Consider the following 18,568-nt stretch of genomic DNA (forward strand, 5'->3'; position numbering starts at 1 on the left):
CGCGGGTGCTGCGTCGCTGCGCGCGTGGCGTGCCGGCAGCGGAGGGGCGCAGCCTGCGCGTGACGCGAGAGGCGCCTCACGGGCGGGTCATCCGCGCGCCGGATAGGATGCCGCCGGCCCAGCGCCCCAGCCGGGTGCGGTCGATCTTCGAGTTGTGACGGATGTCCGTGGGCAGGTGCGGCACGACCAGCACCGCGGCCAGCGGCAGCCCCGCGACGGCACGCACGGCGGCGGCCAGCCCGGGGTCGGCCAGCGCGACCCGGCGGGTCGGCGTGCGGGTCTCGACCACGGCGACCACCTGCTGGGTGCCGGTCGGCCCAACCCCGACGACGGCGGCCCGGGCCACCGCTGCGACGGACTCGATGCGCTGCTCGGGACCGACCGGGGTCACGACGCCGGTCGCCGTCGTGATCACATGCGGCAGGCGCCCTTCCACCCAGAGGCGTCCGGCGTCGTCGAAGTGCCCGACGTCGCCCGTGCGGTGCCAGCGTTCACCGGGCACGGCGCCGCTGCGGGCGGCCCGGTCGGTCAGCCACAGGCGGTCGTAGTGGTCCTCGACGTGCGGCGCGGAGACCACGATCTCGCCGGTGACCCCGGCGGCCTCCGACAGCTCGCCGGTGGCGTGCCCCTGGGCGTCGAGGGCGCTCGTGCGGATGCGCGTGGTCGCCGTCGCGCGGCCGACGCAGACCCCGCCGGGACCGGCCGGGGCATCCGTCGCCGTCGCGGCAGAGGACAAGGCAGACGGCGAGACCCCCGGCGTGGTCGCCGTGGCCATCGCCTCGCGGATGCCGTCGAGCGAGATGTCGGCCATCAGCAGCCCCTCGGTCATGCCGTAGGGCGTGTGCGCGGAGGCCGACGGCATCAGCCGGGCCGCGGCCGCGAGCAGTGGCTCGGAGACGGGGGCACCAGCGGAGAGAAAGCTCGACACGCCGGCGAGGCTGACATGGTCGGCGGCGGTCAGGCTGCCGGCGGTGGCCACGACGTTGGCCAGCGCGGCCGGCGACAGGAATACCACGGTCGCGTCGATGGCGGCGACCGCGGCGGCGACGGATGCGGCGGTCAGGGTCTTCGGCTTCGTCACGTCCATGTCCGGGGTCACCGAGCGGGCGCCGAGGGCCGGGCCGAGCAGCGCGAACGGGGCGAAGCCGGCCACCAGGCCGGTGCCGCGGCCCACGCCGTACTGCGCGAACAGCGCGTGGCTGACCGCGGCGAGCTGGCCGTGCGTGTAGACGACGCCCTTGGCCGGCCCGGTCGAGCCGGAGGTGAACAGCACGGCGGCAGTGTCTCCGGGTTCCGGCGGCGGCGGAAGCTGCTCGTCCCCGCCGAGCGCGATCAGCTCGGCGAGGGTGGCGGAGATGTCGAGGGCGCGCATGGCGGCGCGGGGAAACCGCGCCACGGAGATCTTCTGGCCGGGCCAGTCGAGGGCCCGGGCGGCGAGCAGCCCGGGGACGGCGCCGATCACGTGGTCGGGGCGCGCGCCGCGCACGGCGCGGGTCAGCCCGCGTAGGCCGAGGCCGGCATCCGCGACCACCACGATCGCGCCGATCCGCACGCAGGCGTAGAGCACCGCGGTCAGGTCGGCGCCGGGTGGAACGAGCAGCGAGACCCGGTCGCCTTTCCGCACGCCGATACGATCGAGGCCGCAGGCGACCTGCCGCACCCGCCGGGAGAGCAGGCGCCAGCTGACGACGCGGGGTGCGCCGCCCCCGGGCGGGGCCATGTCGATCAGCGCGGTCTCGTCGCTGTTCTGCAGTTCGTCCAGATAGTGCCAGAGCGGATGCCGCTCGCCGGCCGCCCAGCCGCCCACACCCTGTTCGACCGAATCGGCAACCTGAGGGGCAGCGGAGGAAGCGGCGGAGGCGGCATCGGCGATTGCAGCGGCAGGCACCGCGCGGTCGCCGAGCCAGGTCAGGGCGGCAGCGGCGTAGTCGACGTCTTCCATGACGAGATGCCCGGCACCCTCGAAGCGGTGCACGTCCGCGTGCGGCAGGCGGTCCACGAGGTCGTCGAGGTAGCGATCGCTGAAGATCGGGTCGGTCGGGCCCCAGAGCATCAGGGCCGGTACGGTCAGGTCGCGGATGCCGCCGGAGATGCGGGCGATTTCGGCCGCGCTTTCGTGTGCGCCATGCACCGGGATGTCGGCGACGAACGCGCCGATCCCGCCGCGGCGGGCCGCGCCGCGGTAGGGCGCGCGATACGCCTGCTTCACCGCGGCCGGAAGCGGCGGGTGCGCCAGTGCCAGTGTCGTCTCCAGAAACGCCGGCGTGGCCACAGTGCCGGAGCCGAGCACGCTGCTCCGCAGGGCCAGCCGCAGCGGGGCCGGCACCGGCGCATCGCCCGGCTGGTGCACGGCCGTGTTCAGCAGCATGACCCCGGCGAGCACGTCCGGGTGGTCGACGGCCCAGCCGAGCGAGATCGACCCGCCCCAGTCGTGACCGAAGGTGACCACCGGGCCGGCCAGGCCGAGGGTGTCGGTGAGCTCGCCCAGGTCCCGCACGCGCGTGGCGAGCGGGCGCACCGCGCCGCTTCGCTCGGAGAAGCCCATCTCGAGCTGGTCGACGGCGATGACGCGCCAGGCCTCGCCGCCGTGACAGGCCGCATCCGTCGCCGCCGTGACGAACTCGCGCCACAGGTAGGACCAGGTGGGGTTACCGTGCACGCAGAGCACCGTGCCCACGGGGGTGACGCCCAGCTCGGCGAGACGCTCCGCGTTGTCGAGCAGGTGCCAGGTGCGGGTGACCGGATGCCCGGAGGCGGTCGACACGACCGGCACCAGGCGCGAGAACGCGGCATCGAGCCCCGACAAGCCGGCCGGCGGCAGGGACGCGGGCGCCGGCGTCGCCGCGGCGCGCGGCAGACGGTAGGACACGGGGGCAGAGCCGCGCTTCACCAGGCGAGTTCCATCATGGCCGTGTTCAGGCCACTGCCGACGCCCATCAGCAGCACCCGGTCGCCGGTCCTGAGCCGCGCGGCTTCCTCGGCCAGGGTGATCGGGATCGACGCGGGCCCCACATTGCCGTACAGCGGGTAGGTGAGCGGCACCCGGCTGCGGTCCAGCCCGGTCGCCTTCACGATCGCGTCGGTGTGCACATCCGACACCTGGTGCAGGATGTACCGGTCCATGCCCGACCAGTTCCAGTCGCGTTTGGCCTCGGTCCAGGCCGAAACGACGAGCTCCATGCCGCCCTTGAGCAGCGCCTTGGCGTCGGTGAACATGCCGTCGACGCTACCGACGCAGAGGCCGTTGAACTCGGTGGCGGCGCGGGTCACGCCGCCGAGGATGCGGTGCCCCTCCGGATGCGCGTCCGCCCGACCGAGCACGGCCGCGGCCGCGCCGGAGCCGAGCGTCAGGCTCGCGAACTCGCTCATGAAGTCCTTGCGGTTGATGTCCGGGTGGCCGAGGCGCTCGATCGTGTTGGTCTGGATCTCGTCGGCGTCCTCCCCGTCGATAATCACGGCGTACTGCACCTGGCCGGAGTCGATCAGCTGTGCGGCCAGGGTCATGCCGTTGACGAAACCGAGGCAGGCGTTCGCGATGTCGAAGTTCGTGGCCGAGGAGGGCAGGCCGAGGCCGTGGTGGATGCGCACGGCCACCGAGGGCTCGAGGTGCTTGCGGGTCACCGAGGTGTTGATCATCAGGCCGACCTGGCCCGGCTGGATGCCGGCGGCGGCCAGGGCGCGCGTGCCGGCCGCGACGGCCGCGTCGTCGAAGGCCTGGCCGGGCGCCCAGTTGCGGCGCTCGTGCACGCCCGCCACCCGCTGGAGCAGGCCGCTCGGCAGCTTCAGCCGTTTGAGGGCCGGCTGCAGGCGACGATCGATGTCCACCGAGGTCGTGACCTGCGGGGCGAGCTCGGTCGCCACCGACAGCAGGGCGACATTGCGGTGCGTCGTCGTTGCGTTACCGTCCAACTGTGGATCCCCTGTCGAATTGCAGCAGTGGTCAGCCGCGCCTCGATCATTGTGCACCAGAAGCCTGATCGTTGTCCGCACTCCTGCTGGTGCAGTCGACCGCAGACTGCGGCCACCAAAGCCCTATTTTAGCCTTGTGGTCGACCGCCGTCGCACGGGCCGCAGCCCGGCCCCTAGATGATCCCCTCGGAGAGTGTGCTCGGGTTGCCGAAGCGGTGCGCCGTGATCGAGATCGCCTGCTCGCGCAGGAACGGGAGCAGCTCGACCCGGCCGGCCTGGGTGACGGGGTGTGCGTACACCGCGATGTCCGGGCTGCCGCCGAGCGCGTGGGCCAGGCGGGAGGCCTCCGCCTGCGCCCCTGTCAGGCGGTCCCCGCCGATCAGGCGCACCCGGCTGGTGCGGATGCCACCGGCCTCGGCCCGCTGCAGCCATTCGTCGTCGCTCTCGACCGAGACCGCGATCTCGCGCTCGGCGAGCACGTTGCGCACCATCGGCGGCACCGGGATGGCGCTGGAGACCTCGAACGACGCCGTCGACAGGGTCGCGGCAATGATCACGCGCAGCAGGTCGGCGAGGGTGCCGGCCTCGGTCAGGCGCACGGTGACGGGCAGCGGGCGGTAGCGGAACAGGTTGCGTTCGAGACCGAGGTCTGAGACGTCCCTGACCGCGCCGAACTCGTCGCGCCAGGCCAGCGCGTCACTCAGCGCCGACCGGCGCAGCACGTCGAAGTCCGCGTAGTCGAGCACGGTCTGCGCCGCCTCTATCAGGGCGGTGACGGTTTGGTCGAGGCCGCGCAGGTGGAGCGTCGAGCTGTTGCGGCCGGCTTCGCTCACCCAGCTGCCGAACCCGTACAGGTAGTTCGGGCCGCCGGCCTTGGTGCCCGGTCCCACGGCCGAGCGCTTCCAGCCGCCGAAGGGCTGGCGCTGCACGATCGCGCCGGTGATGCCACGATTCACGTAGAGGTTGCCGGCCTCGATCGTGTCCAGCCATTCGGTCAGCTCGGCCGGGTCGAGCGAGTGCAGCCCCGAGGTGAGGCCGTAGTCGACCGCGTTCTGGAAACGGATGGCTTCCGCCAGGTCGCGGGCGTGCATCACTCCGAGCACTGGCCCGAAGAACTCGGTCAGGTGCACGTAGGAGCCGGGCAGCACCCCGGTGCGGATGCCCGGCGACCAGAGGGTGCCGGACTCGTCGAGCTGCTGGGGCTCGACCAGCCACTTTTCGCCGACGCCGAGCGTGGTGAGGGCGTGGCGCAGCTTGCCCTCGGCCGGCTCGATGATGGGGCCCATCTGGGTGACCGGGTCGGAGGGGCGGCCGACGCGCAGGGAGGTCGCGGCATCCGTCAACTGACTGATGAAGCGCTCCGATTTGGCGACCGATCCGACCAGGATGACCAGGCTCGCGGCCGAGCACTTCTGCCCGGCGTGCCCGAAGGCGCTCTTGATGACATCGGCGGCGGCGAGGTCGAGGTCGGCGGAGGGAGTGACGATGATGGCGTTCTTGCCGCTTGTCTCGGCCAGGAGGGGCAGGTCCTCGCGGAAGCTGCGGAACAGCTGCGCGGTCTCGTAGCCCCCGGTCAGGATGACGCGGTCGACGGCCGGGTGCGAGATCAGGCGGGTACCCAGTTCCCGGTCGGCGAGGTCCACGAGCACGAGCAGGTCGCGCGGCACGCCGGCTTCCCAGAGCGCCTCGACCATGACCGCGCCGGAACGCTGGGCGAGCTTGGCGGGCTTGACGATGACGCCGGAGCCGGCCGCGAGGGCGGCGAGCACGCCGCCGGCGGAGATGGCTACCGGGAAATTCCACGGCGGGGTGACCACGGTCAGCTTCGAGGGCACGAAGATCGCGCCCTGCACGGCGTCGAGGTCGCGGGCCCGTTCGGCGTAGTAGTGGGCGAAGTCGATCGCCTCGCTGACCTCGGGGTCACCCTCGGCGATGGTCTTACCGGTTTCGGCGGCCATCACCTCGATCAGGCGGTCGCGGTTCGCGGCGAGCGCGAGCCCGGCCCGGTGAAGCACTGCGGCGCGCTCCGCTCCGGTGCGCTGCCCCCAGGCGGCGCCGCAGGCCGCCGCGGCCTCAATCAGGCGGTCCAGCTCGGCCGGGTCGCTGACCCGGGCGTCACGGATGGCGTCCAGCCCGAGCGTGGAGGTCTCGACCCGGCTCAGGATGTGACGACCCCAGGCCCGGTTCGCGGGCAGGGACGGGTCTGTGTCGGGTTCGTTGTGGAAACCGGGGTGCGGCAGGCTCTCGACCGAGCCGCGGGTGAGCCCGAGCACGGCTGCGGTGAGCCCGAGGCCGGACTCGTCGCCGAATTCATCCTCGTCATCGCCGGATTCGCTTGCGGGTACCTCGCCGCGGCCGGCTGCATCGAGCTGGGTGACCTGGGTACGGTCCTGGCGGCGGTTCGGCTGTGGGACGATCGCGTCGAGGCCCGCGAGAGAGGCCAGGAACCGCTTTTTCTCGCGGTCGAAGAGCTGCGGGGAACTCGTCAGCTCGAACACCGCCGACATGAAGTTGTCCTGGCTGGCGTTCTCCTCGAGGCGGCGGATCAGGTAGCTGATGGCCACGTCGAATTCGGCCGGGTTCACGACGGGCGTGTAGAGCAGGAGGCGGCCGACGTCGCGGCTCACGGCCTCAGCCTGGCTGGTAGCCATGCCCAGCAGCATCTCGAACTCGACCCGGTCGTCCACGCCGCGCTTCGTGGCCAGGAGGTGGGCCCAGGCCACGTCGAAGAGGTTGTGGCCGGCGACGCCGATCTTGACGGCATCCGTGTTCTGCGGGGTGAAGGCCCAGTCGAGCACGCGCTTGTAGTTCGTGTCGCTGTCCTGCTTGGTGGAGTAGGTCGCCAGCGGCCAGTCGTGCACGGCCGAGTCGACGTGTTCCATCGCCAGGTTGGCGCCCTTGACGACGCGCACCTTGATCGGGGCTCCGCCCGCGGCCCGGCGGCCCTGTGCCCAGTGGGTAAGACCCTGCAGGGCCCCGAGGGCGTCGGGCAGGTAGGCCTGCAGCACGATGCCGGCCTCCAAGTGCAGCAGCTGAGGCTGGTCGAGGATGCGCTCGAACACCGCGATGGTGAGGTCGAGGTCGCGGTACTCCTCCATGTCGAGGTTGATGAACTTGGCCCCGGTGGTGGAGCCGCCCCCGGTGGTCGAACCGCCCCCCGCCGCCAGCTCGTAGAGCGGGGTCAGGCGTTCGACGACGCGGTCGACGGCCTCGTCGAAGGACCACATCGACAACTGGCTGGCGATGGAGGAGACCTTGATCGAGACGTAGTCCACGTCGTCGCGGGCCAGCAGGGCGCGGGTTCCCTCGAGGCGGCGCAGCGCCTCCTTCTCCCCGAGCACGGCCTCGCCGAGCAGGTTGATGTTGAGCCGGTTGCCGGACTCGCGCAGGTGGGCGATCGCCGGACCGAGCTTCTCGGGCGTGGCGTCCACGACCAGGTGCCCGACCATCTGGCGCAGCACCTTTCGCGCAGCGGGGATGACCACCCAGGGCACCACCGGGCCGAGCACGCCGCCGAGGCCGATGGCCCCGCGCAGGTAGGAGGGCAGGAAGCCGGGCGCCTGTTTCGCAACCTTCTGCAGGTTGTAGCCGGCGACCATGAGGTCTTCCGGGCGCATGACGCCGTCGACGAAGCCCACGGTGAAGTCGAGCCCGTTCGGGTCTTTCAGCACGCCGGCGAGGCGCTGGGCCGACAGGTCGGCGGGGATCGTGGCGCTCTCGGCGAGCCACTTCTGCACGAGGGCGACCACATCGGCGCTGAGATCGTGCTGCACGGATGGAGTGGAGTTGGTCATGGTCACGAGGCTAGTTCTTTCGTTCACGGCGGACGGCTGATCTCAGTGTGAGGTTTCCATTCCTTTAGCAAAAGCGAATCTTTATGATCGATATTGATTAGCATTTATGATCAGTATTGAGACGATCGAGGAGGGTGACGGATGCTGGATGTGCGCCGACTGCGTCTGCTGCACGAGCTCAAGATCCGCGGCACACTGGCGGGAGTCGCCGAGGCCCTCGCTTACAGCCCGTCCGCCGTGTCGCAGCAGCTCGCGCTACTGGAGAAAGAGGCCGGGGTTTCCCTGTTGCAGAAGGTCGGGCGCCGGGTGCGGCTCACCCCGCAGGCCGAGGTTCTGGTGCTGCACACGACCTACCTGCTCGAACGGCTGGAACTGGCCGAGGCGGAGATGACCGCGTCGCTGACGACCGTGTCCGGCACGGTGCGCGTGGCCCTGTTCCAGTCCGCGGCGCACGCCCTCATCCCTCAGGCCCTCACGTTGCTCGCCGAGGAGTTCCCCGAGCTGCGGGTCGAGGTCACCGAGCGCGAGCCGGAGCGCGGCCTGTTCGAGGTGTCTGCGCGCGATTTCGACCTCGTGCTCGCCGAACAGTATCCCGGGCACACCCGGGTGCACTGGCCTGACCTGGACCGTGTGAACCTGGCGACGGATGCGCTCCGGCTGGCCGTTCCGCCCTCGCGCGGCGGCCGCGCGGCGGCAGCGTCGCTCGCCGACGCCGCCGATCTGCCCTGGGTGATGGAGCCGGAGGGAACCGCCTCACGGCACTGGGCGACCCAGCTCTGCCGGTCGGCGGGATTCGAGCCCGACGTGAGGTTCGAGACGGCCGACCTGATCGCGCACATCCGCCTGATCGAATCCGGCAATGCCGTCGGCATCCTGCCGGACTTGATCTGGGCCGGGAAGATGCCGACCGTTCGCGGTGTCGAGCTGCCTGGCGGGCCGCTCCGCACCGTCTTCTCCTCGGCCCGGCGCTCGAGTGCCAGCCGACCGGGCGTGCTCGCCGTGCGCGACGCCCTGGCCCGCGCCGTGGAACTGGTAGCCGCCCCGGTGACAGGCTGACCTTCCCCGGCTTTGATCGTTGAACGGGCGCGTCCGGCGGCTCGCGTCGACACCCGTGAACGGAGCCCCACCATGACGAAGCCAAGCGCCGTGCTCGCCTTCGCCGCCGTCGCCTTCGCCGCCGTCGCCCTCGCGCTGGGCCTGACCGGATGCTCCACCGGCACCGACGGCTGCAACCGGCTCGTCGGCACCTGGTCGATGAGTGGCGACGCCGACGAGCTCGGCGCGCTCGAACGTGCCGACTGACCCGGCCGGGCGGGCAAGCTGCGCGGGCCCGACGCCCCGGGCTGGTCTCGGTTCCTGAGTAGTCTCGGTGCATGAGCGAACCCACACACGATGTCGTGATCATCGGCGGCGGACACAACGGCCTGACGGCCGCCACCTATCTGGCCCTGGCCGGCAAAAGCGTTCTCCTACTCGAGCAAGGCGAACACGTCGGAGGCGCGGCCATCTCCGCCCCGGCCTTCCCCGGCGTCGACGCGCGGCTCTCGCGCTACTCCTACCTGGTCAGCCTGCTGCCGCAGCGAATCATCGACGAACTCGGTCTCGAGATCGGGCTGGCCCGGCGCCGGTACTCCTCGTACACCCCCGATCCGGCCGACACCCGAACCGGACTCCTGGTCGACCGCGGCGACGAGCCGGCCACCCGCGCCAGCTTCGACCGGGTCGGCGCGGCCGCCGATTTTTCTGCCTGGAATGCCTTCTACCGTGACACGGAGAGCGTTGCCCGGGCGCTCTTCCCCACCGTCTGCGAGCCGCTGCCCACGCGCTCGGAGGCCAGGACCCTGCTCGGAGACGACATGCTTTGGGAGCAGTTCTTCGAGCGGCCGCTCGGCGGCGCGCTCCGTGATCGCTTCCAGAACGACCTCGTGCGCGGGGTGGTCGCCACCGACGGCCTGATCGGCACCTTCACGTCGCTGGACAGCGCGGAGCTCGACGCGAACCGCTGCTTCCTGTACCACGTCATCGGCAACGGGACCGGGGACTGGGACGTGCCGGTCGGCGGCATGGGCGCCGTCTCCGGCGAGCTGGAGAAGGCCGCCCGGCAGGCCGGCGCCCGGATCGTGACGGAGGCCGAGGTCACCGGCGTCACGCCGGAGGGCGAGGTGAGCTACCGGCACGGCGGCGCCCTGCGGGTCGTTCAGGGCCGGCACGTGCTCGCCAACGTCGCCCCGTGGGTGCTGCGGGGTCTCCTCGGCGAGGCCGCGCCGGCATCCGTGCGCCCCGACGTCGAGCCGGGTGCCGGCCCGAGTGCCGGGCCGAGCGCGGGGCCCGACGCCAAACCGGAGGGCGCGCAGGTCAAGGTGAACCTGCTGCTCCGCCGACTGCCGCTGCTGCGCGACGAGGACGTGTCCCCCGAGGCCGCGTTCGGCGGCACCTTCCACATCAACGAGACCCTGACGCAGCTGGAGAGCGCCTACGACCAGGCCGACCACGACGGCTTCCCCGAGCTGCTGCCCTGCGAGATCTACTGCCACTCGCTCAGCGACCCGAGCATCCTCTCCCCCGAGCTCGTCGCCGCCGGCGCGCAGACCCTCACGGTGTTCGCGCTGCACGCCCCGCACCGCTGGCTCACCGAGGAGAACAACGACGTCAGCCGCGACCGGCTGCAAGCCGCCGTTTTGGCGTCGCTGAATTCCGTTCTGGCCGAACCCATCGAGGACCTCTTGCTGAGCGATGCCGCCGGCCGGCCCTGCATCGAGACGAAGACCACGCTCGACCTGGAGCACGCCCTCAACCTCCCCGGCGGCAACATCTTCCACGGTCCTCTGGAATGGCCGTTCCTCGAGGACGACGCGCCGCGATCCACCGCGGCCGAGCGTTGGGGGGTGGCGACGGAGCATCCGCGGATTCTGATCTGTGGGGCGGGCGCCAGACGAGGCGGCGGCGTCAGCGGCATCGGCGGTCACAATGCTGCGATGGCGGTGCTCGAGGGGTAGGCGCCGGGTCCCGGCCGGAGGGCGTGGCTGTTGATCCCCGCCCGGAGAAGGGCATAGTTTTGTACTGAGGCCCGTGCCTCACTCACCGTGGAGGTTCGCATGTCATTCAAGCCAACCGGACGCCTTGCCTATCGCGAAGACGGTCTGTACCTCATGCTCGACCGGCTCTTCAGCGCGTCGAAGGACGACGTGTGGGCGAGCGTGAGCCGGTCCGCCGGTCTCCACGGCTGGATCGGAACCTACACGGGCGCTCCCGAGACCGGCGCCGTGCGATTCAAGTTGGACGAAGCGGATGCCGAGTGGGAGTACGTGAGCATTATCAAGTGCATCCCGCCGAAGCGGTTCACCGCCGACATCGGCGAGGGTGCCGCCGCCCGGCACGTGATTCTGCACCTCGTCGAGGGGGCGGGGATGACCACCCTCACCTTCGGCCAGCGCCTGCACTCCGCCGCGGAGGCCGCCACCGTCGGCCCGTTCTGGGACTACTACTTCGACCGTCTCGTTGCGGCGCGCACCGGCCAGCCGATACCCGCCCGGACCCACTACAAGCCCCACGTCGAGTACTACAGTGAGCTCATCCCGCCCAAGAAGGCCACCGAACCCACCGTCTAGTCCTGATCGATTGGTTGTGTCGCTCGCGGAGGATCAGAGCTGATCGCCCCGCGTGGACGCTGGTCAGCACAGGCGCCACGCCAGGCCCGGCGTCGAACCAATTCGGCGGAGATTCTCGGGCAAAACTGCATTTCCGTACTGTTTCGGGTTGATTCGGGCAGAATCTCCGTCGAATTCGTTCGGGCTACGGGCGAGGGTGCCGCAGGACCCCGGGCTCGGCTGACACGGCAGACACGGCGCGTGGCGCTCCCACTCAGGTCCAGTGGCTGGGGGCGGCGGCGCGGGTGGCGGGCATCGCGACATCCGCGCTCCACTCGAGCAGCCAGGCCGGCACCGTCACGTCCTCGGGCACCGCGCCCACGGCGTCGACGAGCTCGTCAATGCCCACGACCCCTCCGCTGCGCTTCAGGAACCGTCCGCGGATGAAGCCCTGCGCGTAGATCTCCGGGGTTCCGTCAGCGTCCGGCCGCACGAACCGCTGCTCCACGTAGACGGCCTTCTCGTCGAAGCCCAGGATGCGCGACTCCACCGTGAACTTCTGGCCGAGGGTCAGCGACTTGCGGAAACTAATCGTCTCCGACACCACCACCGGGTACCAGCCGCGCTTCAGGAAGATCGCCCAGATGCCGGTACGGTGCAGCATGTCGAAGCGGGCGATGTCCATGATCGACAGGTATACGCCGTTGTTCATATGCCGAAGGATGTCCTGGTCGGTCAGCAAAGTGATGAACCGGGTGCTGGCCACGTCGTAGTGGCCCAGGCGCGGGCCGAAGCGGGAGAGGACGGAGTGCAGGAGGGTGCGCCAGAGCATGTGCATCTTGAGAGGCTAGCCACCGGCGGTGCCGGGGCGCATTCTGCTGCCGCGAGCCACAAGCATCCGGGCCCGCACGACCGGAACCTGCACGATTACCACAGTGCCTCCGGTTGAGCGTGCCCGTTCCGCGGGTCACTCTCGACCGGACCAGGCACACTCGCGACAGCGGATGCCCCGGACTCCCGGCCGGGTTAACCTTTCGTATATGGTCCCATTGCCCAACCTGCTGACGTTCGCGCTGGCATCCGTCGCCCTGATCGTGCTGCCCGGACCCACCGTGCTGTTCGTGATCGGGCGGTCCCTGGCGCTCGGACGCCTCGGCGGCCTGCTGAGCGTGCTCGGCAACGCCCTCGGGCTGATCCCGGTGGTCGCGGCCGTCGCGCTGGGCCTCGGCGCAATCGTGACCGGGTCGATCGTGGTGTTCACGACGATCAAGTTCGCCGGCGCCGCGTACATCGTCTACCTCGGCGTGCAGGCCATCCGGCACCGGCACGCGGCCGCCCGGAGCATCGGTCTGAGCAGCGTGCCGAAGACGAAGTGGCGCCTGCTGGCCGAGGGATCGGTCGTGGGGATCAGCAACCCCAAGTCGATCGTGTTCTTCGTGGCCGTGCTGCCCCAGTTCGTGGACTACTCGGCCGGGGCCGTCCCGCTTCAGCTGCTGACCCTGGGCCTTGTGTTCGTGCTGCTTGCCCTGCTCGGCGACAGCGTGTGGGCCCTCGCGGCAGGCTCGGCCCGCGATTGGTTCGCCTCGTCCCCCCGCCGCATGGAGCACCTCTCCGCGGGCGGCGGCGTCATGATGATCGGCCTCGGCGGCGTGCTCACCGCCACGGGCGCCCAAGCCTGACCTTGCCCCCGGTGGTCGACCGCGGTTCCGATATCGGCCCCGAAAGTCGGGCCTGTCGGACCCGGTGAGCCGATGTCCGAAGGTTTCTCTGCGGCCCGCATTGGTCGCGGCGCACCCGGTGGAAGCTGGCGGACCGTAGAACATGCGCCGGCTTCCACAGGGTGCGCCATGAACGTTCTAAGCGACGGTTGCGACGGTTGCGACGGTTGCGACGGTTGCGACGGTTGCGACGGTTGCGACGGTTGCGACGGCCGCGAGCGGCACCCCGGCGACGCGGCGCACGAAGGCACCCAGGCGTCGGTAGACCTCTTGCGATTCCGGATGTGCGGCGTCATGCTGCCAGGTGTGGCGCGTGTTGGTCTGCTTCCGGTCGTAGATCAGCGCGTCGACCGCGATGGAGCGCCGGCGCAGCGCAGCGATGAAATTGAGGTTTGCCCGGTAGAAGTGGTCACGCTCCGAGGTGGTCACGAACACCGGCGGGAACCCACGCTCGAGCCACTCGATCGGGGACATGAACCGGGCCGCGGTACGCAGCACGACCCCGCGGCCGCGCTCCGGCAGCAGCATCCGCAGAAGATTCAGGCTCAGCACGAATCCGCGCTCGAACATCACCTAGATGTCGGCGATGTTCGAGCACGATCCGGTGGGGATCCCCGCCGAACTCCTCGATGTGGCGGGCCACCCAGCGCAACACCTCGTTGCCGTCGTCCAACATGTGCTTCAGCTGGAAGCGCGTCGCCATCCGGTAGTTCGCGTTGACGACGATCATGCCGTCGACCGCCTGGCTGGCCGCGTACTCCGTCAGCGCCGCCTTGTCGCCCGTGGACAACCTCGGAAGACCTCAGCTCAGGGGTTGTGGGCGGCTCCTCCGTGCACACCCGTGGCCTCGAGCACCGCGCGCGCCAGGGTGTGGAAGTGCAGGTTGAACCCCAGCACGGCCGGCGTGGAGTCCGGGTCGATGTCGAGCCGGGCCACGTCGACCGCGTGCACGATGAACTGGTACCGGTGCGTGCCGGTGCCGGCCGGAGGGCTCGCGCCGACGAAAGCCGACTGACGGCCTTCATTGGGCAGGGTCACGGCACCCCTCGGCAGCAGCCGGCCGCCCGGAGCGCCGGCGTCTGCGGGCAGGGCCACGCAGTCGGCCGGCAGGTTGACGACCGCCCAATGCCAGAATCCGGACCCGGTCGGAGCGTCCGGGTCGTACAGGGTCACCGCGAAACTCTTCGTGTCGGCCGGGAATCCCGACCACTCCAGGTGCGGGGACAGGTTCCGGCCGCCGGAGCCGGTGCCGTACTGCGCCGCGGTGAGGGGCACTCCGTCGGTCATGTCCGTGCTCGTCAGCGTGAATAGCGGTACAGCGCCGAACCGGGCGAGAGGATCGTTCTGGGCCATTGGGCCTCCAATTGGTTGCCAGAAGCTTAGCCAGCCGGCCACCCGGCCCGCGCCCCCCACCCAGGCACCCACCCGGATATCAGCCGATTACCAGCTGGCGAACTCGGTAAAATGGCGCGGTGGCTATTCCGAAGATCCTGCTCTATTACGTCTTCACCCCGCTGGCCGACCCCGAGGCCGTGCGTCTCTGGCAGCGAGACCTGTGCGAATCGCTGGGCCTGCGCGGGCGAATCCTGATCTCCACCGACGGCCTCAACGGCACCGTCGGCGGCGATCTTCCCGCGATCAAGCGCTATCTGCGCAAGACTCGGGACTACGCCCCGTTCAAGAATCTCGACGTCAAGTGGAGCGAGGGCACCGGGCTCGATGAGCAGGGTTTGAGCCTCGACTTCCCCCGGCTGGTCGTGAAGGTGCGGGATGAGATCGTGAGCTTCGGCGCACCCGGCGAGTTGCGCGTCGACGCCGGCGGCGTGGTCGGCGGCGGCGCCAAGCTCTCCCCGGCCGAGCTGCACGCCCTCGTCGGTGAGCGAGGCGACGAGGTCGTTTTCTTTGACGGCCGCAACGCGTTCGAGGCCGAGATCGGCCGCTTCCAGAACGCGATCGTGCCGGATGTCGCCAACACCCGCGAGTTCGTGGCTGAGCTGGAGAGCGGCACGTACGACCACCTCAAGGACAAGCCCGTCGTCACCTACTGCACCGGCGGCATCCGCTGCGAGGTGCTCAGTTCCCTGATGAAGGAGCGCGGCTTCGGCGAGGTCTACCAGCTTGACGGCGGCGTCGTGCGCTACGGCGAGGCCTTCGGCGACGACGGCCTCTGGAACGGTTCGCTCTACGTCTTCGACCAGCGGATGTCGCTGGACTTCAGCGACCACACCGCCGTGATCGGGCGCTGCTTGGTGTGCGGTGAACCGACGAAGAACCTGCTCAACTGCCGAGATCCCTCCTGCCGGGAACAGCTCGTCGTCTGCCCGGGCTGCGTCGCTGCCAAGGCCCCGGCGTGCGCGGCCCACGCCACCGCCCACGCTGACGCGCACACCCGGGCCTGACCGGCCGCGGTGCGCCCTCTCGCAGATGCCGACATGCTACTTCCCCGGGGCAGGAGGCGGGGCTGTGATTGGATGCACTGTGACCTTTGATGCGCAGACGATCCGACCCAGCTTTCCCGCCCTCGCCACCGGCACGGCCTTCTTCGACGGCCCGGGCGGCACCCAGACCCCCCTGGCGGTCGGTTCCGCGATCGCGTCGACCCTGACCGGTCCGCTCTCGATCCGGGGAACCGGAAGTACCTCCCAGCAGAACGCGGAGGACGCCGTCACCGGGTTCCGGAGCGCCATGGCGGATCTGCTCGGCGCCGAAGAACGCGGAATCGTCTACGGACGCAGCGCCACGCAGCTGACCTACGACCTGGCGAACGCCCTGTCCGCCGGATGGGGCCCGGGCGACGAGGTCGTGGTCACCCGGCTCGACCACGACGCGAACATCCGCCCGTGGATGCAGGCCGCCGACCGGGCCGGCGCCACGGTGCGTTGGGCGGACTTCGACCCGGCCACCGGTGAGCTGAGCGTCCCGGACATCGCCGCGGTCCTCAGCGAGCGCACCCGGCTGGTAGCCGTGACCGCCGCCTCCAACCTGATCGGCACCCGCCCGCCCGTGGCGGCGATCGCCCGGCTCGCACATTCCGTCGGCGCGCTCCTCTACGTCGACGGCGTGCACTACACGCCGCACGCGTCGGTGGACGTCGCGGCGCTGGGAGCGGACTTCTTCGTCTGCTCGGCCTACAAGTTCTTCGGTCCGCACTGCGGGATTCTCGCTTCCGCGCCCGCGCTGCTCGAAACGATATATCCCGACAAGCTGGTGCCCTCGAGCGACCAGGTGCCCGAGCGTTTCGAGCTGGGCACGCTCCCCTACGAGACGATGGCGGGGGTCACGGCTGCCGTCGAATTCCTCGCCGGCCTCGGCGACGCCGCGCCGGCCGGGGCCTCTCGGCGGGAGCGCCTGATCCGCTCGTCCCAGGCTCTCGAACACCACGAGGAGACCCTGCGCGGCAAACTGGAGGCCGGCCTGGCGGAGCTGCCGGGGGCGCGACTGCACTCGAGGGCTGCCGTGCGCACACCCACCGTGCTGGTCACGTTCACCGGCCACGACACCGCGGATGCGTCCCGCCACCTGTGCAAGCAGGGCATCCTCGCCCCCGCCGGCTCGTTCTACGCCCTCGAAGCCTCCCGGCACCTCGGACTCGGCGACCGTGGCGGCCTGCGGATCGGCCTCGCCCCCTACAACACCGTCGATGAGGTGGCCCGGCTGCTCGCCGCACTGAGCGTCTTCCTCCGCGTCACCTGACCCGGTCGTCTCCGCCCCTAGGCTGGAACCAGATCCCAGAGATCGACTATCAGCGCGGGACTACCAGCAACGAAGGGGGAACGGATGCCGGTCGGCGCGGTCATCGAGTTCAGCAACATCACCAAGACGTTCGGCAACGTCACCGCGGTGGACAACCTGTCCTTCACCGTGGAGCCCGGCCGGGTCACCGGCTTTCTCGGCCCCAACGGCGCCGGAAAGACCACCACGCTGCGCATGCTGCTCGGGCTGGTCGCGCCCACGTCCGGCACGGCCACCATCGACGGCATCCGCTACCGTGACCTGCCGCGCCCGCTGCAGACCGTCGGGGCCGCCCTGGAGGCAGCCAGCTTCCATCCCGGCCGCAGTGCCCGGAACCACCTGGCGGTCTACGCCGTCGCGGCGGGGCTGCCCTCCGCCCGCATCGACGCGGTGCTGCACACGGTCGGCCTCGGCGCACACGGCGCCCAGCGTGTCGGCGGCTTCTCGCTCGGCATGCGGCAGCGGCTCGGCCTGGCCTTCACCCTGCTCGGCGACCCCGGCGTGCTCGTGTTGGACGAGCCGATCAACGGGCTCGACCCGGAGGGGATCAAATGGATCCGCGGCTTCCTTCGCACCATGGCCGACGAGGGGCGCACGGTCCTGGTCAGCTCCCACCTGCTCTCCGAGGTGCAGCAGAGCGTCGACGACGTGATCATCATCGCCGACGGAGCCCTCGTGCACCGAGGCACCCTGTCGAGCCTCGAGACCGAGGCGGCGCCGCGCATCCTGGTCGACTCCCCCGACCGCACTGCTCTTGAGGCCGCCCTCAGCCAGGCCGGCATCGAGTTTTCCACCGGGCGCACCGGGTTGTTCGCCGCTGCGCCCGACCCGGCCCTGATCGGCCACATCGCGTTCTCGGCCGGCGTGGAACTCAGCGCTTTGCACCGGGAGAGGAAGGGGCTCGAGGAGGCATTCCTCGCCCTCGTGAACGGCCACGCAAACGGAAACGGAGGCGAGTCGCGATGACGTCCTTCAGCCGCGCCCTCGGTGCCGAGTTCGCCAAGCTCGGCACAACGCGCCTGTGGTGGGTCCTCGCCGCGGTCATGTTCGGTTATATCGCCCTGCTCGCCGGCGGCCTCTCGGCGCTGTTCGCGGGGATCGAGAGCGGCGCGATCAGCCCGGATGCCGCCGGTACCGGATCCCAGGGACTCGCCGGGTTCGGCAGCCTCCCACCCCTGATCTACAGCTTCGCGTCATCCGTCGGCTATGTCTTCCCGGTTCTGCTCGGGGCCCTCGCCACCACGGGCGAATTCCGGCACCAGACCCTCACCCCCACGTTCCTCGCCAATCCCCGGCGGGCCCAGGTGCTCGGGGCCAAGACGATCGCTCTCTTCGTGGTCGGCGCGGTCTTCGGGGTCGTCGCGCTGCTCGCATCCGTCGGCGTCGGCGCGCTCGTCATCAACGCGTTCGACGTCGACCCGCTGCTGGCCGATAGCGCTACCTGGGCGCTGATCGGCCGCACGGTGCTCGCCATGGCCATCTGGTCGACCATCGGTGTGGGCCTCGGCGTGCTCGTGCATAGCCAAGTGGCGTCGATCGTCATCGTGCTCGCCTTCACCCAGTTCGTCGAACCGCTGCTGCGCTTCGCATCCCTGTTCACCGACGTGACGCGAGGGATCGGCAACTACCTGCCGGGGGCCGCCTCCGATGCCCTGGTCGGCGCGAGCTTTTTCACCCTCGCCGCGCCGGGAGGCACCCCGGCGGCGCTGCTCGAGTGGTGGCAGGGCGGGCTCGTCCTCCTGGCCTACATGCTCGCCGCGACCGTGATCGGCTATGCGGTCAGCTGGAAGCGCGACGTCACCTGAACACCTGACCCGAACGCCCGCGT

15 protein-coding genes and 1 pseudogene are annotated in these 18,568 nt (G+C 70.4%); 9 read left to right on the top strand and 7 right to left on the bottom strand.

The window, feature by feature from the left end:
• Positions 1-76: 76 nt before the first annotated feature.
• From E3N86_RS08300 to E3N86_RS08310, 3 genes are all read right to left on the bottom strand, one after another.
• Complete coding sequence (locus E3N86_RS08300) at positions 77-2,890, bottom strand: alpha/beta fold hydrolase (protein WP_241985992.1); 2,814 nt, start codon at positions 2,888-2,890, stop codon at positions 77-79.
• On the bottom strand, positions 2,887-3,909 hold the full coding sequence (locus E3N86_RS08305; RefSeq protein WP_134511741.1) for a 3-oxoacyl-ACP synthase III: 1,023 nt from the start codon (positions 3,907-3,909) through the stop codon (positions 2,887-2,889). Before E3N86_RS08305 ends, E3N86_RS08300 begins: the two co-directional genes overlap by 4 nt.
• Before the next feature lie 173 nt (positions 3,910-4,082).
• Positions 4,083-7,703 carry a bifunctional proline dehydrogenase/L-glutamate gamma-semialdehyde dehydrogenase gene (locus E3N86_RS08310; protein WP_134511742.1) on the bottom strand — a complete coding sequence of 1,207 codons (3,621 nt, stop codon included), beginning with the start codon at positions 7,701-7,703 and terminating at the stop codon, positions 4,083-4,085.
• A 141-nt stretch (positions 7,704-7,844) separates the two neighbouring features.
• Here E3N86_RS08310 and E3N86_RS08315 point away from each other — a divergent pair, with 141 nt between their 5' ends.
• From E3N86_RS08315 to E3N86_RS08325, 4 genes are all read left to right on the top strand, one after another.
• Positions 7,845-8,759 carry a LysR family transcriptional regulator gene (locus tag E3N86_RS08315; protein WP_104099920.1) on the top strand — a complete coding sequence of 305 codons (915 nt, stop codon included), beginning with the start codon at positions 7,845-7,847 and terminating at the stop codon, positions 8,757-8,759.
• 72 nt (positions 8,760-8,831) lie between these two features.
• Complete coding sequence (locus E3N86_RS16815) at positions 8,832-9,005, top strand: hypothetical protein (protein WP_166785052.1); 174 nt, start codon at positions 8,832-8,834, stop codon at positions 9,003-9,005.
• A gap of 71 nt (positions 9,006-9,076) precedes the next feature.
• Positions 9,077-10,699: an NAD(P)/FAD-dependent oxidoreductase gene (locus tag E3N86_RS08320; RefSeq protein WP_134400984.1), complete on the top strand. Its 1,623-nt coding sequence runs from the start codon at positions 9,077-9,079 to the stop codon at positions 10,697-10,699.
• Between the two features lie 99 nt (positions 10,700-10,798).
• Entirely contained in the window at positions 10,799-11,311 is a 513-nt protein-coding gene (locus E3N86_RS08325) for a hypothetical protein (RefSeq protein WP_104099922.1), read from the top strand.
• A gap of 253 nt (positions 11,312-11,564) precedes the next feature.
• Here the strand turns inward: E3N86_RS08325 and E3N86_RS08330 are convergent, their stop codons facing one another.
• On the bottom strand, positions 11,565-12,128 hold the full coding sequence (locus tag E3N86_RS08330) for a thioesterase family protein (RefSeq protein ID WP_134511743.1): 564 nt from the start codon (positions 12,126-12,128) through the stop codon (positions 11,565-11,567).
• Positions 12,129-12,330: 202 nt separating this feature from the next.
• On the opposite strand from E3N86_RS08330, the gene E3N86_RS08335 reads away from it, so the two are divergent.
• Positions 12,331-12,969 (top strand): LysE family translocator, encoded by a 639-nt coding sequence (locus E3N86_RS08335; protein WP_134511744.1) that lies wholly within the window; start codon positions 12,331-12,333, stop codon positions 12,967-12,969.
• A 177-nt stretch (positions 12,970-13,146) separates the two neighbouring features.
• On the opposite strand, the gene E3N86_RS08340 is transcribed toward E3N86_RS08335, so the two are convergent.
• The 3 genes and pseudogenes from E3N86_RS08340 to E3N86_RS08345 all read right to left on the bottom strand — a co-directional run bounded on the left by E3N86_RS08340 (position 13,147) and on the right by E3N86_RS08345 (position 14,361).
• Complete coding sequence (locus E3N86_RS08340) at positions 13,147-13,578, bottom strand: alpha/beta hydrolase (protein ID WP_241985994.1); 432 nt, start codon at positions 13,576-13,578, stop codon at positions 13,147-13,149.
• 82 nt (positions 13,579-13,660) lie between these two features.
• A pseudogene (locus E3N86_RS17840) lies at positions 13,661-13,738 on the bottom strand (hypothetical protein); the annotation flags it as partial.
• A gap of 77 nt (positions 13,739-13,815) precedes the next feature.
• Entirely contained in the window at positions 13,816-14,361 is a 546-nt protein-coding gene (locus E3N86_RS08345; RefSeq protein ID WP_104099926.1) for a YbhB/YbcL family Raf kinase inhibitor-like protein, read from the bottom strand.
• Positions 14,362-14,480: 119 nt separating this feature from the next.
• Here E3N86_RS08345 and E3N86_RS08350 point away from each other — a divergent pair, with 119 nt between their 5' ends.
• From E3N86_RS08350 to E3N86_RS08365, 4 genes are all read left to right on the top strand, one after another.
• Positions 14,481-15,407: a rhodanese-related sulfurtransferase gene (locus tag E3N86_RS08350; RefSeq protein ID WP_134342531.1), complete on the top strand. Its 927-nt coding sequence runs from the start codon at positions 14,481-14,483 to the stop codon at positions 15,405-15,407.
• Between the two features lie 79 nt (positions 15,408-15,486).
• Complete coding sequence (locus E3N86_RS08355) at positions 15,487-16,701, top strand: cysteine desulfurase-like protein (protein ID WP_104099928.1); 1,215 nt, start codon at positions 15,487-15,489, stop codon at positions 16,699-16,701.
• An 84-nt stretch (positions 16,702-16,785) separates the two neighbouring features.
• Complete coding sequence (locus E3N86_RS08360) at positions 16,786-17,706, top strand: ABC transporter ATP-binding protein (protein WP_134511745.1); 921 nt, start codon at positions 16,786-16,788, stop codon at positions 17,704-17,706.
• Complete coding sequence (locus E3N86_RS08365) at positions 17,703-18,545, top strand: ABC transporter permease (RefSeq protein WP_134342529.1); 843 nt, start codon at positions 17,703-17,705, stop codon at positions 18,543-18,545. Before E3N86_RS08360 ends, E3N86_RS08365 begins: the two co-directional genes overlap by 4 nt.
• Positions 18,546-18,568 lie beyond the last annotated feature (23 nt).

Origin of the sequence: Cryobacterium sp. Hz7, assembly GCF_004402815.1 — a bacterium.
GTDB classification, from domain to species: Bacteria; Actinomycetota; Actinomycetes; order Actinomycetales; family Microbacteriaceae; genus Cryobacterium; species Cryobacterium sandaracinum.